The following is a 14,307-nucleotide window of genomic DNA, read 5'->3' on the forward strand; positions in this document are numbered from 1 at the left end:
GTAATTAAATATAAGGAATTAATGGCAATGCCATCTTAAATCGATGGAACAGGTTACGCTTTTGAAAAATGGATATTAAAATTGGTGGTATTTGCCCTGCCATTTGCTGGCATGACAGGGCACAAGATAGAATTAATCAGCTAAAAAAGAAGAGAGTATAATACCAATCTTTTCATGTTCAATTAAAAACCCATCGTGACCATAAGGGGAGTCAATTTCCTCGTAACGGGCATGGGGCAGGTGGGCGGCCAGGAACAGTTGTTCTTCCGGTGGGCAGAGGATATCGCTGGCAATGCCGATCAGCAGGGTAGGCTGGGGCAGGGTGGCCAGGAGGGAGGCCGCATCGGTGTGGCGTCCGCGGGCTATGTTATGGCTGTCCATCGCTTTGCTCAGCACCCAGTAGCTCTGGGCGTTGAAGCGTTTTACCAGTTTTTCACCCTGGTATTCTATGTAGGAAGAAGCCCGGAAATGATCCGTCTTTTCTTTGTCCGGGTCCGTTTGGGTGCGCACAAAGGTTTGATAGTTCCGGTAAGTGAGCATGCCGATGGCGCGGGCCGCCTTCAGGCCTTTGGAGCCGGCTTGGGGCGTATGCTCCTGCCAGGAAGCGTCTGCGCTGATGGCCAGCCTTTGCGCGGTATGCACAGCAATGCCCCAGGCGCTTTCCGCGGCCCCGGTGCAGAGCAGGAACATTTTGCCAATGCGGCTGGTCTCTGCCAGGGCCCATTCCAGCACCTGGTAGCCGCCCATGGAACCGCCAGCCAGCAAGGCGATCTTTTCAATGCCCAGGTGCTCCCGCAGCAGGATGTGGGCCTTCACCATATCCCGGATGGTGACGGCCGGGAAGCTATGATAAAAGGGACGGCCGGTAGCCGCATTGGCCGTCAGCGGGCCACTGCTGCCATAACACGATCCCAGGATATTGGCACAGATAATAAAATAGCGGTTGGGGTCAATGGGCCCGCCGGCGGCCACAATGCCCGGCCACCAGCCTTCCGCATCAGAATTGGCCGTGAGGGCATGACACACCCAGGCCACGTTGCCCCGGTCTGCATTGAGCGTGCCGTAAGTATGATAGGCAATGCGCAGCTCCGGCAGCACCACCCCCGATTCCAGCGTAAACGGTGTATGGCTATGAAATACGTGTATTCCCAAAAATTCAAATTTGCGCAAACTTACGGCTGGATGATGGAAATGTCAATATAAATTGTCTTAGGTCCTAGGTCTTAGGTCCTAGGTACGCGAATGATCTGTACGTTTCATAGGTAGTACCTGCTGCATAATGCCCGGCACCTAAGACCTGGGACCCCATACATAATACCTGATACTTACTCCATAATACTTTATATTTGATGATTGAAAATCTGAAACTATGAAAGTCGCATTACAACGGGTTGACGATGCTTTTAACATGGAAGCAATAGATGAAGCCGGGCACAAAGTATTAATGGACGCTGGAGAAGCCTCTGGTGGCAAAGGTAACGGGGTGCGCCCTATGCAGATGCTGCTCATGGGCCTGGGCGGCTGCTCTGCCATAGACGTAGCGATGATCCTGAAAAAGCAACGCCAGCAGGTAACAGACTTCCGCATTGAAGTGGAGGGGGAGCGCGAAAAAGACAAAGAGCCCTCTCTCTGGGAAGATGTACACCTTGTATTCCACCTGGCCGGCAAGATCGATGTGGACAAGGCAGAACGCGCTGTGGAACTCTCCATGAATAAATACTGCTCCGTAGCAGAAACCCTCCGCCAGGGCAAGACAAAGCTCACCTGGGAAGTGAAGGTGAACCAATAGGATTTGTACAAGGTTCCAGGTCTTATGTCCTGGTCACCTTGCTTTTTTGATATCCGTTTTTTGCAAGCGGTATTTTTAATAAAGAGCTCAGGATTTTAACAGGGTACAGGCAGCTGGCAAAGGCTGGTACCGAAGACCTGGGACTTAAGACACAGGAAAATTTTTCATGAGCCAATACCAATACCACCCGGAAACACTGGCAGTGCGCATCCGTTCTGAGCGCACCGATAATATGGAGCATTCATCACCGCTCTATCTTACTTCCTCCTTTACCTATCCTAACGCAGAGCGCATGCGCGCTACGTTTGCAGACGAAACAGATGATTATATCTATAGCCGCTTCAGTAATCCCAATGTGGAAGAAGTGGTAAATAAAGTAGCCATGCTGGAAGGCGCCCCTGCGGGCTACGCCACCGCCTCCGGTATGAGCGCCATCTGGGCCAGTTTCATGGCCCTGCTCAGCGCCGGCGATCATCTGCTGGCCTGCCGCGCCATCTTCGGTTCCACGCATACGTTGATCACGAAGTACCTGCCCAAGTATGGTATCCAATACGACTATTTTGATATTGACAAGCCGGAGCAAGTGGAAGCGCTCATGAAGCCCAATACCAAGATGATCTTCGTGGAAACGCCTTCCAATCCCGGGCTGGACATCATAGACCTGGAGTGGCTGGGCAAGCTGGCCCGCAGCCGCAACATCATTTTGAATGTAGACAACTGCTTTGCAACGCCCATCCTCCAAAGGCCTTACCTGCTGGGCGCCCACCTGGTGACCACCTCCGCCACCAAGTGGATGGACGGCCAGGGCCGCGTACTCGGTGGGGTAGTGGTAGGAGATGAAAAGCTGATCAAAGATATTTACGCGTTTTGCCGCAGCACCGGCCCGGCCCTTTCCCCCTTCAACGCCTGGGTGCTGAGCCGTAGCCTGGAAACACTCTCCATCCGCATGGCCCGCCACACAGAAAGCGCCCTGAAACTGGCCACCGCCCTGGAAGGCAACAAACACCTGGAATGGGTAAAATACCCTTTGCTGCCCAGCCATCCGCAATACGAGATCGCGAAAAAACAAATGAGCGGCGGTGGCGGCCTGGTAGGCTTTGAACTGAAAGGTGGCATAGAAAGAGGGCGCCGCTTCCTGGACAACCTGGAACTGCTCTCCCTCACGGCCAACCTGGGCGACAGCCGCAGCATTGCCTCTCACCCCTCATCCACCACCCACGCCAAGCTCACAGAAGCAGAAAGGCTGCAAGCAGGTATCACCCCCGGTTTCATCCGCATCTCCGTAGGCCTGGAATACGCCGGTGATATCCAGCACGATATTATGCAGGCGCTGGAAAGGAGTGTATAAAAATCGTACAACGTACAACGTACAACGTACATAAAGGCGGATCATGTAAGTAATATTTTGTATATTCAATACTAACAAACACGCTGCTGGCAATTGCATGCTACATTCGCGGTACGTTGTACGTTGTACGCGGTACGTTGTACGTTATACAAAAAAAATCACCCATGAAATCCTTCACCCACTTCTTCCTTATCATCATCCTCAGCTACCTGGCCGGTGTTTTTATGCCTGTGTGGTGGGGCTTTGCGGTGGCGGTGTTCATCGTAACGCTGGCGCTGCCATTGCGGCCGGGCAACAGTTTTTTCAACGCTTTTGCAGGCGTGTTCCTGCTTTGGCTGTCGCTGGATTTTGTGGCCGATATCCGCAATGATCATATCCTGGCCGGGCGCATGAGCGTATTGATCCTGAAAGTGCATACGCCCTGGCTTATGGGGCTCATCAGCGCTTTCCTGGGCGGGCTGGTGGCTGGGTTTGCCGCCCTGGCGGCGGCTTACCTGCGGGTGCCGAAAAAAGAGAAGAAGGTTACCTATGCCTCCTGATGGGTGGAAAATGGTATTCAAGGAAAGATTAGCCTTAAAATATTGTTAAACGGGGTGCCGCGCGTTTTGCAGCGTGCGCCCCCTTTTTTATTTTTAGTTTCATGAAATCGATCGTGTTTACCCTAACCGCTGTACTGCTTGCGTTAACCTCTTATGCCAATACCCTGCACGGACTTGTTACAGACCAGGATCATCACCCGCTTCCTTTTGCCACCGTTTTTGTGAAAGGTACTACCCATGGTACCACCACCAATGCCGGCGGTGCCTACAGCCTGGAACTGGCGCCTGGCCACTACACCATTGTGGTGCAGTACATCGGGTACCAGCGCACGGAAACGGCCGTGGATGTAAGTGCAGCTGACCAGGAGCTCAATATTGCACTGCACGCGCAGCAACTAAAGATCCGGGAAGTGGTGGTAAAAGCCGGGGGGGAAGATCCCGCTTACGCCATCATCCGCCAGGCCATTAAAAAACGGAATTTCTATAATACCCAGCTGAAAGCCTATACCGCAGAGGCTTACATCAAAGGGATGTTCAAAACCAGGGCCACGCCCAGTAAGTTCTTTGGCCAGAAAATAGACAAAGCTGATATGGGCGTGGACTCCGCCGGGAAAGGTATCTTATTCCTGTCTGAGAGCATCACCAAAATCGCTTTCCAGGACCCGGACAAACTGAAGCTGGAAACAGTGGCCACCCGCAGCAGCGGCGGTGGGCTGGGCATCAGCTTTCCTACGTTCATTAATTTCTATGATAATAATGTAACGGCGGTGATCACGCAGATCAGCCCCCGTGGCTATATTTCACCGATCTCAGAAAATGCGCTGTCGTATTACAGGTACCATTACCTGGGCTCTTTCGTGGAAGACGGCAAAACGGTGAACAAGATCCAGGTGATCCCCAGGCGGAAACAGGAGCCCCTGTTCAGCGGCAATATCTTCATCACCGACGATGACTGGCGTATTCACAGCCTGGATGTATTGCTTACCAAGGATTACGGCCTGGATATGATGGACTCCCTGAAGATCCGCCAGACCCACGTGCCCGTAACACCGGAGATCTGGCGCACCAAGGACCAGGTGGTTTATTTTGCCCTCAAGAAATTTGGCTTCGATGTGGTAGGCCAGTTTGTGAACGTGTACTCCAATTATGATGTGAAACCCAACTTCCCGAAAGACTACTTCAAAAGCCGCACCCTCATGCGCTTTGACACGGGGTATAACAAAAAACGCATTGGCTTCTGGGACAGCGTGCGCCCGGTACCGTTAGAGCGGGAAGAAGTGAAGGATTTCCACGAAAAAGACAGCACCGCACAGGCCCGCCGTGATTCATCGCGCTCCCGCTACGCGCTGGATACCCTGCGCAAACACCAGAAGCCGCCCTCAGTGGGTGGCATACTGTGGAGCGGCGCCACCCATCATTTTTATTATATGAAAGATTCCAGCATTACCAGCACCACGGTGACTATGAGGGGCCTGCTGCAAAACCTGGAATACAATACGGTGGAAGGCACTGTGGCCAAGATCAGTGGTACGATAACAGCGCCCCTGCATGACGGTACGTTGTTCTTCAAACCCGTGCTCCGATATGGGTTTAGCAATACTCACTTCAACGCCTATACGGACATTGCCTACCAGAGCCGCGACCGGCTGGCCGGTTCCAGCAGCACCTGGGTGCTTTCCGGTGGCAAACGGGTATCGCAGTTTAACCACGATGTGCCGATTGTACCACTGGTCAATGAGTTCTACACTCTTTTCCTGAAGGAGAATTACATGAAGTTGTATGAGAATGCCTATGGCAGCCTGGCTTATACCCGCCGCTTCCCCAGCACGCTTACGGTAGGAGGTAAGCTCACGTATGAAGACCGCTTCCCGCTGGAAAACACCACGGATTTCGTGCTCTTTAAAAATGATAACAAACAGTTCCTGCCCAATCATCCGTATGAACTGGCCAATATGCCCTTTGAGCGGGAGCAGGCGCTGTTGCTGACGGTATTTGCCAGCTACCAGCCGGGGCAGACTTTTATCGAATTCCCGGAATCGAAAGTGGCATTCGGCAGTAAGTGGCCTATCTTCTCTGCGCGGTATACAAAAGGCATTCACGGCATAGCCGGCAGCGATGCGGACTTTGATAAATGGAATTTCAGCATCCAGGATCACACGAACCTGAAACTGTTTGGTGAGCTGCATTACCGCGTAGGCGTGGGCGGATTTTTGAACGATAAAAGCGTGAGCATCCCGGACCTCCAGCATTTCATTGGTAACCAGACCATCCTGAGCACCGCTTATGTGAGAAGTTTCCAGCTGGCACCCTACTACCGCTACAGCACCAGTGCACGTTTCTTTGCCACGGCCAATGTGGAGCACCACTTCAACGGGTTGCTGACCAACAAGATCCCCTTGTTCAATAAACTGAAATGGAACCTCGTGGCCGGTGCCAACGCATTCTACGTGAATGGAGACAACAACTACCTGGAAGCCTTTGCAGGCCTGGAAAACATCTTTAAAATAATGAGGGTGGACGTGGTAGCCGGCTACCAGAGCCAGGATAAAACACGTGTGGGCATCAGGATCGGGTTTGGAGGCATCCTCGGAGGGCTGGTAACCCTGGGCAACGGAGGTGCCAACTGATGGTTGAAAAAGACAGCGATACAATACGACAGGATCGCTACAGTGATGAATGAATGCGCATTACAAATGAACGGGTGAACACTGCCGGTTTAACGCCTGGTTTTGCGCATGCTCCTCGCATCGCGGTCATAAAAATAAACAAGTAAACGGTAGATCCACAGGATCACAATAGCATAAAACAAGTAGATAACATAACTAGCCATAACCTAAATTGAAGTGTAATAAGTTTTCTGTCTGCTACAGGAAATTTCAAAAAGAATGCCAACGGGGCACCCCGTTTTTGATTGTCCATCGTTATCAGGCAGTTAGCAAATAATGACAATCCACAAGTTGTGGTTACGCAGTTTTGCCATTGGAGGATGAGGACAGGCGTGTATCAAAATGGCGTCGGCAATGTATGTGTAAAATATTTAATATATGTTTTGTCCCAATGTGTTGGAGCGCTGAAAAGCAGTTTTCCCCCGCAGCCCCGCCGTGGGTGGGCAATGGAAAATTCTCCACAACTAATTTTGTTATTATACCACGTAAGTGTTACCTTCATATCACTGCTTTTAGAAAATAGTATACTGCACCTTTTAAAAAGAGGATGATATGAGGAAATGGACGCTGATCACATTTGTGGTAGGGGGAGTAATGGCTGCAATGGCCGCTGCCGCCGGGTTTCTACACTTACCAGGGTTCCAGTTTTTTATGATGACAGGCTTTGTGGGCTACCTGCTGGTCATGAGCGCCACTGCCGTGTACCTCATTACACTCCTCCGCGACTGGTCGCGGGAAATAGAGGGACAGCAGTAAGGCATCCCCCTTTTGTGTAAACCCCTGTCATGTTTTTTTGGAGGTGCGGCCGGGCTGCACCATGGCTTTTCTGTCTTTTCCCAACCGCTTTTTTGTACCTTTGCCCCGCTAAACCGGTTCCCCGTGGGACTGGTGAAATTTTGTTCAGCCGACGTCTGTCCTTAAAATTTCAGAACTAAAATGATATTACACAATCGCGTGTCTGCCGAGGAGTTGAAGCAACGCCTTGCCGCAGAAACATTTTCCCGCATCACCATCTCTTTTTACCAGTACGCCCACATTGAAGACCCCCGGGCGCTGAGAGATCAATTGTACGAAGGTTTATTTAAGTTGTCCGTGTTTGGCCGCATCTACGTGGCACAGGAGGGCATCAATGCGCAGATCAGCGCTCCCCACTTCCATGAGGAAGCATTGCGGGATTTCCTCTACAGTTTTGCTTTTATGAACGGCATGCGCCTTAACAAGGCGGTGGATGACGACGGCAAATCCTTCTGGGTGCTGAAGATAAAGGTGCGTGATAAGATCGTGGCCGATGGGATCACTGATCCTTCTTTCAATATCCTGGAGCGGGGCCGGTACCTGGATGCCGCTTCCTTCAACGAGATCACCAGCGACCCGGATACCGTGATCGTGGACATGCGCAATCACTACGAGTACGAAGTAGGCCATTTCCAGGATGCCATCGAGATCCCCTCAGACACGTTCCGTGACCAGTTGCCGATGAGTGTAGACATGCTGCAGGACAAAAAGGACAAGCATATCGTGATGTACTGTACCGGTGGCATTCGCTGTGAAAAGGCGTCTGCATACCTGCTGCACAATGGTTTTAAGAACGTGTACCACCTGGAAGGCGGCATCATTGAATATACTAACAAGGCCAAAGCCCAGGGCCTGCCCAATAAGTTCCTCGGTAAAAACTTCGTGTTCGATGCCCGCTTAGGGGAGCGCATTGGCCCGGACATCATCAGCCACTGCCACCAGTGCGGCAAGCCCTGTGATACCCACACCAACTGCATTAACGACGGCTGTCACCTGCTCTTCCTCCAGTGTGAGGAATGCGCAAAGAAATATGAAGGTTGTTGCAGCAGCGAATGCCAGGAGATCCTGCACCTGCCGGAAGAAGAACAGAAAGCCATGCGTGCGGGCGTAGATAAGGGAAACCTGATCTTTAACAAAGCCAAGGCAAGGTTAAGGCCCAGGCTGAACGAGATCCGCGCAGCGGCGCAGGAGAAAGGGAACGGGTAGGGTCGCCTACATACAGGCGGAAAATGCGGCGCAAAAGCGAAAACCGCTACAATGAGGCATAAAAAAAACTCCGCCCTGCGTCATATCTGGCAGGGCGGAGCACCACATACGTTGCGACCCGTGTGTGGTATCAACCTATATGCGAACTAAAGAGGTTGAATTAAGCTTTCTTGGCAGCTTTGTGACCTTTGTGAGCTTTGGTAGAGTCAGCAGCAGGCTTTTCAGTCTTAGCTTTTTCTTTCTTGGCAGGCTTAGTGGTCTGCGCAGAAACAGCGTTTACAGAAATAGCAACGATTGCGGCAGCAGCCAGTACGGACATGAACTTTTTCATAGTCTGATGTTTTTTTGAATGATGATTAATTGGGTTTGAACTGATTTTATTGTTGAAGACCAGTTTTAAGATTTGTGGTTCAGCGGTCCATCGCATCGTAGATAAGCTGTTGATCTGTGCTCACTACTTTCTCTCCTTCGTCCAGTCCTCCGCTGATGTAGCTGGTATTATCCAGCGATTTGAACGTCCACACCTGCCGCTTGTCAATGTTGTACCGGTCGCGGAACACCATCACGAATGACTTTCTTTTGCGCTTGTCATAGATCACCGCCTGTGCAGGAATAGCCACCATGTGATTGGTGTCTTCCCAGCGTAGCCGCAAGGTGGTGGCCATGGCAGCTTCCAGGGCCGTATCGCCCGGCTGCAGATGTACACTTACCTGGGCGGTATGGGCATTGATGCCGGTGATATGACCTTCGTAAATATGTTGCGGTGTAGTAACAGGGAAGACCGTTACGGTCATTCCTTTATTAACATGGAAAAGATCTGCGGGTGGAATTTTGGCCATAATTATGGCCTGGGCTTTCTTCACGCTGGCCACCTGGCCACGTAACTGTATCACATTCACGATGGGCGTACAAACAGCCGTATCCACGGTAATGCGGTGCAACATGGTGTCACTCATCACAAACGTTGCTTTCACTTCCCCGCTTGTTGTAGGCCTATACCGTTGTCTGCAGGCGCAAAGCACCATCGCGGTAAAGAGATATACAACAATTAAAGGCCGTTTCATGCACTCCGTTTTAACGCCATCCGCGTCGTGTCAACCTTGTCGCTTTTGACATTACAAATGTCTTTACCAGGAATTAAAAGTGGCTTTAATAGGTATTAAAAAGGGCTTAAAAGATTGTCTTACATCTTAGGTCTTACGACAATTATCCCTCACAAATGGGGCACTTCCACTGTAAACACCGTTCCATGACCCTCCCGGGACGATACGGAGATGTGGCCCTTGTGGATGGTAACGATGCGTTTACAGATGGAAAGGCCCAGGCCATGGCCGCGCACCTGCTGTGCGTTCTCACCACGGAAGAAGGGCTCAAAGATCATGGCCTGGTCTGCCGGGGAAATACCGATGCCATTGTCTTTTACCTGTACGATGATGTTTTTGGAGTGGAAATCTATGCACACCTGGGCAGTGTTGTCGGGGGAGAATTTGCAGGCGTTGTCCAGCAGGTTGAGGAAGAGCACTTTCAGCAGGCTTTCATTGCCCATGCAGGTTACCTCCTCATCGTTTTCCGGCACTTTGAGGAACTCTATGTCGATCTTGCTGTTGTTCTTTTGTTTCAGTTTAATGAGGTTGGGCATTTCCAGCAGCAGTTCGTCAATGCGCACCTGGCGGAACACCACTTCCTGCTGGCTCATTTCCGACTGGGCCAGTTGCAGCAGGCCATTGGAAAGGTCAGAGAGGTTCTCGGCGTCTTCCAGTACGCTGGAGAGCACGTCTTCATATTCATCTGCGCTGCGCTGCTTGGAGAGTGTTACCTGCAGCTGGCTGATCATGGCGGCCAGTGGGGTTCTCAACTCGTGGGAGGCATTGCTCACAAAGCTTTTCTGCAGGTCAAAGGAGTCGCTCAGGCGCTGCAGCATGGTGTTAAAGTTAGCCGCCAGCTGGGCTATCTCGTCCCGGCCTTTTTCCGTTACGCGGGTGCCCTGCAGGTTGTTGGCATTGATACTGTTCACCTGCCTTACCAGCCGGTCTATGGGCTGCACCATCTTGCGTGCAAAAAGGTAACCGATGATCACCAGGAAGGCCACCACGGCCAGCAGGCCTACCAGCAGGATCTTCTTCAGGTTTTGCAGGTACTGGTAACCGTATTTGTCAAAAGAGGATACCAGCACGATCACGGATACTTTGCCACTGGTATGGTAGATACCTATTTCTTCCGCATTGGCTTTTTCGTAGAAGAAGCGCTTGTTCTTTTTAATGTAATCCAGCTTGGCGCGGGGAGTGATGATGGCGGTATCTTTCAGGTTGGAATAGATCAGGTCATAATTGGGGTTATATACCAGGATAGACTCTTTGTACAGGTCCTGGAAGGTGGTGCGGTCCAGGCGGCGCAGCAGGTCCACCTTTACTTTCTGGCCTTCAATGATCACGTTGGCAATGGAGTGGGCGCGGTATTCCATGCGCTCCTGGTACTCCGCCTGCCTTTGCTGGGAAGAGAAATAATACACCAGCGCCGCAAATGCCATGAGCACCAGTGCGGCAGAGGTAGTGTAATAAAGGGCTATTTTATACTTGATCTTCAAAACTATTCCTCCAGGTAATATCCCATGCCGGTTTTAGTATGCAATAACTTGTTCTCGTAATCCTTATCGATCTTTTTCCGCAGGAAATTCATGTATACTTCTATCACGTTGGTACCGGTGTCAAAGTTGATGTCCCACACTTTTTCCGCAATGGTAAGTTTGGAGATCACTTTGCCTTTGTGCAGGGCCAGGAATTCCAGCAGCTGGTATTCTTTGGCAGTGAGGTTGATCTTGTTGCCGGCACGCCGTACTTCCTTTTTCTCCCGGTCTATTTCCAGGTCGCCGATCACGATCTTATACTGGTTATTGAGCGGAGCATCACTGCCCATGCGCTTCAGGAACACGCGGATGCGGGCCAGCAGCTCCCGGAAGTCAAAGGGTTTTACCAGGTAGTCATCCGCACCCAGGTCAAAGGCCTGCATTTTATCATCCACGCCGCCCAGGGCGGTGAGCATAATGATGGGCACACGGTTGTTCTTGCGGCGGATGATCTCGCAAAGCTCATAGCCATTTGCATGGGGCAGGTTGAGGTCCAGGATCACCAGGTCGTAGTCGTTGTTCGATGCAAGGCCTTTGCCAATGCGCCCGTCATAGGCCACGTCCACTTCAAAGCCATTCTCTTCCAGGCCTTGTTTCACCGCATTGGCTACTTTAACCTCATCTTCTACTACCAGTATTTTATGCATGATGGTTTTATATTAACAGGGACTAAAATACGTAAACATTGGCAAATGCCCTGAAAAGCAACAAGCCACCCTTTGCAGGATGGCTTGTTTATTAGCTTTACCGGGTTTAGGCTTCACCCCATTCCACCAGCTTTTCAAAAACAGCTTCGTACTGCTGGTTGGCAGCTTCCAGTTCTTTATTTACTTTGTTGAAAGCCGTTTCCACGTCTTTGAATTTTTGCCTGTCTGCATAGATCTTCGGATCGGCCATTTCCAGGGCCAGGTCGTCCTTCTTCTTATTCAGGGTGGCCAGCTGGGCTTCCAGCTGCTGGAATTGTTTCTGCGCTTTCTGGATCTCTTTTTTCTGGTCGTTGTTCACGGCAGGTTTGGGAGCGGCCACGGGTGCGGGGGCTGCTTCTTTTTTCTTCTCGCCCTTCGCGGGTGCCATGGCTGCCGCCTGGCGTTTTTTAAACTCCTCCCATTCCGCGTAAGTACCTTTAAATTCCTTGATCTCCCCATCCACGATCTCCCAGATCTTGTTGGCCGTATTGGCCACAAAATAACGGTCGTGCGATACGAGCACCAGGCTGCCTTCATACTTGGCCAGTGCATCAATGAGCATCTGCACGGAGTTCATATCCAGGTGGTTCGTAGGTTCGTCCAGCATGAGGAAGTTGGCCTGGCCAATGATGGTCTTTGCCAGTGCCACACGCGCTTTTTCACCACCGGAAAGGATGCGGATCTTCTTGAACACATCGTCCCCGTTAAAGAGGAAACAACCCAGGAGGTTGCGCAGTTCCTGTTCCGAACGGCCGCTACCGCAGCTTTTCAGCTCATCCAGTATTTCATAATCCAGGTTCAGTGATTCCAGCTGGTGCTGTGCATAAAAGCTGGTCACCACGTTGTGCCCGGGAATGCGTTCTCCTTCAAAAGGCTCCGTACCGGCTATCACGCGCAGCAGGGTGGATTTACCTTTACCGTTCGCACCAATGAGGGCGATCTTGTCCCCGCGGTTTATTTCCGCGCTGGTATTTTCCAGGATGGTGAGGTTGCCAAAGCGTTTGGTCACATCTTTCAGCGTGGCCAGGATCTTGCCCGGTTGCTTATCCACGTTGAAGTTGATGCGGATCTTGGCGGGGCCGCCATCAGCGGCCTCCACGCGTTCCAGTTTGTCCAGGCGTTTCATGGCGCTTTGTGCCTGGGCGGCTTTGGAAGCCTTGGCTTTAAAGCGTTCAATAAAACGTTCCTGCTGGCGGATGTATTCCTGCTGGTTCTCAAATGCACGGTTCTGCATTTCCACGCGCAGGGCTTTTTCCGCTTCGTAATCTTCATACGTACCGGTGTAATGGTGTAGCTGCTGCTGGTACACTTCGGTGATCTTGTTCACCATGCGGTCCAGGAAATAGCGGTCGTGCGATACGATGATCACGGCACCATTGTAGCCCACCAGGTATTTTTCCAGCCATTCAATGGAGGGAAGATCCAGGTGGTTCGTAGGTTCGTCGAGCATCAGCACGTCCGGCTGCTGCAGGATGAGGCGGGCCAGGAGTACGCGCATGCGCCAGCCACCGGAAAACTGGCTGTAGGGGCGGGCCAGGTCCGTGGTACTGAAGCCGAGGCCTTCCAGTACCTGGGCGGTTTTATGTTCCATGGTGTAGCCACCCATGGTATCAAATTCATGTAATTTCTCACTGTATTCCAGCAGCAGGGCTTCACTCTCGTCGGTTTCCAGGCGCTTGGTCAGGTCTTCCAGCTCCTTTTCCAGTTTTACCGCTTCGGCAAAAGCCGTCATGCCCACTTTGAGGATGGATTCATCCGTCTCAAAGCTCAGCAGGTCCTGGTTAAAGAACCCGATGGTGAGGCCTTTCAGTTTATTGACAGATCCCTTGGATACGGAATATTCACCGTTGATGATGCGCAGCAGGGTAGACTTGCCGGTACCGTTCAGGCCAATGAGGCCAATGCGGTCGCCGGTATTAATGTGCCAGGAAGAATTTTCCAGGATGGTCCTTGCTCCAAACTCGAAGGTGATGTCTTGTAACGCAATCAGCATAAGTAGTTTTCAAATAAATGCGGCCAAAGGTACGAAATAGTGCCGAGGTATTATCTTTGGGTAAAAGGTAATGCAATGTTCATCCGACTGACCCTTACCGGCATCCTGTCCGCCGCCCTGTTACTGCCAGCCTGCCACCGGGCAGACTCCGCCACTGGCGGGGCTTCCGGTCTGCGCCATGCTCCGTACCCCGCCGTTTGGTATGACTCCCTGTCCCGCGCGCTGGATACTTACATGGCACTGGGTGGCGCCCTGCACCGGGAAGATACCGTGCTGGCCAATGCGCAGGCCTCGTTGCTGCAGGGGCAGCTGGACCGCCTTCCCCAAAGTGCCCTGGGCACCAATGAAGACTCCGTGGAGTTGGTGGAAACCACCCTGGGCAGTATGCATGCGGAGCTGGATGGCTTACTCGGGGAAACGGACCTGGCGGGCAAGCGCGATGAATATCACATGGTCTCCGATATCTGGTACGATCTGCTCTTGCTTACCGGCCTTAAAGGGAGTATCTTGTACCGCGTTCATGATGCCAGCGCGCGCAACAACCGCGGTGGCAACTGGCTACTCACCAGCAACCCCGCCACGGCGGATAATCCTTACAATGCACAAGCCGGCCAGCATACCGCAACCGATACCCTGCGCTTCCAGTAAGCGGCAGGCATAAC

At 51.8% G+C, this 14,307-nt stretch carries 13 protein-coding genes; 7 read left to right on the forward strand and 6 right to left on the reverse strand.

Going from position 1 to position 14,307, the window contains the following annotated elements; translation table 11 throughout:
• Window positions 1-132: 132 nt before the first annotated feature.
• Window positions 133-1,152, reverse strand: coding sequence for a homoserine O-acetyltransferase family protein (locus DCC81_RS22555; RefSeq protein WP_165806699.1), 1,020 nt, complete (start codon window positions 1,150-1,152; stop codon window positions 133-135).
• 217 nt (window positions 1,153-1,369) lie between these two features.
• Here DCC81_RS22555 and DCC81_RS22560 point away from each other — a divergent pair, with 217 nt between their 5' ends.
• The 6 genes from DCC81_RS22560 (at window position 1,370) to trhO (ending at window position 8,343) form a co-directional block, all read left to right on the forward strand.
• The gene (locus DCC81_RS22560; RefSeq protein WP_108688925.1) at window positions 1,370-1,789 is read left to right on the forward strand and encodes an OsmC family protein; all 420 of its coding nucleotides are present in this window, start codon (window positions 1,370-1,372) and stop codon (window positions 1,787-1,789) included.
• A gap of 166 nt (window positions 1,790-1,955) precedes the next feature.
• A complete protein-coding gene (locus DCC81_RS22565) occupies window positions 1,956-3,137 on the forward strand; it encodes a trans-sulfuration enzyme family protein (protein ID WP_108688926.1) in 1,182 nt (393 codons plus the stop codon).
• A gap of 164 nt (window positions 3,138-3,301) precedes the next feature.
• Window positions 3,302-3,676 (forward strand): hypothetical protein, encoded by a 375-nt coding sequence (locus tag DCC81_RS22570; protein ID WP_108688927.1) that lies wholly within the window; start codon window positions 3,302-3,304, stop codon window positions 3,674-3,676.
• Window positions 3,677-3,777: 101 nt separating this feature from the next.
• The gene (locus DCC81_RS22575) at window positions 3,778-6,303 is read left to right on the forward strand and encodes a DUF5686 and carboxypeptidase regulatory-like domain-containing protein (RefSeq protein WP_108688928.1); all 2,526 of its coding nucleotides are present in this window, start codon (window positions 3,778-3,780) and stop codon (window positions 6,301-6,303) included.
• A 591-nt stretch (window positions 6,304-6,894) separates the two neighbouring features.
• Window positions 6,895-7,098: a hypothetical protein gene (locus DCC81_RS22580; protein ID WP_108688929.1), complete on the forward strand. Its 204-nt coding sequence runs from the start codon at window positions 6,895-6,897 to the stop codon at window positions 7,096-7,098.
• 180 nt (window positions 7,099-7,278) lie between these two features.
• Window positions 7,279-8,343, forward strand: coding sequence for an oxygen-dependent tRNA uridine(34) hydroxylase TrhO (gene trhO / locus DCC81_RS22585; RefSeq protein WP_108688930.1), 1,065 nt, complete (start codon window positions 7,279-7,281; stop codon window positions 8,341-8,343).
• Window positions 8,344-8,503: 160 nt separating this feature from the next.
• Here the strand turns inward: trhO and DCC81_RS25620 are convergent, their stop codons facing one another.
• The 5 genes from DCC81_RS25620 to DCC81_RS22605 form a co-directional block, all read right to left on the reverse strand.
• On the reverse strand, window positions 8,504-8,674 hold the full coding sequence (locus DCC81_RS25620) for a hypothetical protein (protein WP_165806700.1): 171 nt from the start codon (window positions 8,672-8,674) through the stop codon (window positions 8,504-8,506).
• A 79-nt stretch (window positions 8,675-8,753) separates the two neighbouring features.
• Window positions 8,754-9,407, reverse strand: coding sequence for an efflux RND transporter periplasmic adaptor subunit (locus DCC81_RS22590; protein ID WP_133177771.1), 654 nt, complete (start codon window positions 9,405-9,407; stop codon window positions 8,754-8,756).
• Window positions 9,408-9,556: 149 nt separating this feature from the next.
• Window positions 9,557-10,927 (reverse strand): sensor histidine kinase, encoded by a 1,371-nt coding sequence (locus DCC81_RS22595; RefSeq protein ID WP_108688932.1) that lies wholly within the window; start codon window positions 10,925-10,927, stop codon window positions 9,557-9,559.
• Between the two features lie 2 nt (window positions 10,928-10,929).
• Window positions 10,930-11,613 carry a response regulator transcription factor gene (locus DCC81_RS22600; RefSeq protein ID WP_108688933.1) on the reverse strand — a complete coding sequence of 228 codons (684 nt, stop codon included), beginning with the start codon at window positions 11,611-11,613 and terminating at the stop codon, window positions 10,930-10,932.
• A gap of 106 nt (window positions 11,614-11,719) precedes the next feature.
• A complete protein-coding gene (locus tag DCC81_RS22605) occupies window positions 11,720-13,645 on the reverse strand; it encodes an ABC-F family ATP-binding cassette domain-containing protein (protein ID WP_108688934.1) in 1,926 nt (641 codons plus the stop codon).
• A gap of 75 nt (window positions 13,646-13,720) precedes the next feature.
• Here DCC81_RS22605 and DCC81_RS22610 point away from each other — a divergent pair, with 75 nt between their 5' ends.
• Complete coding sequence (locus tag DCC81_RS22610; RefSeq protein ID WP_108688935.1) at window positions 13,721-14,293, forward strand: DUF3347 domain-containing protein; 573 nt, start codon at window positions 13,721-13,723, stop codon at window positions 14,291-14,293.
• The last annotated feature ends 14 nt before the right edge of the window (window positions 14,294-14,307 follow it).

Origin of the sequence: Chitinophaga parva (assembly GCF_003071345.1) — a bacterium.
Classification (GTDB): Bacteria; Bacteroidota; Bacteroidia; order Chitinophagales; family Chitinophagaceae; genus Chitinophaga; species Chitinophaga parva.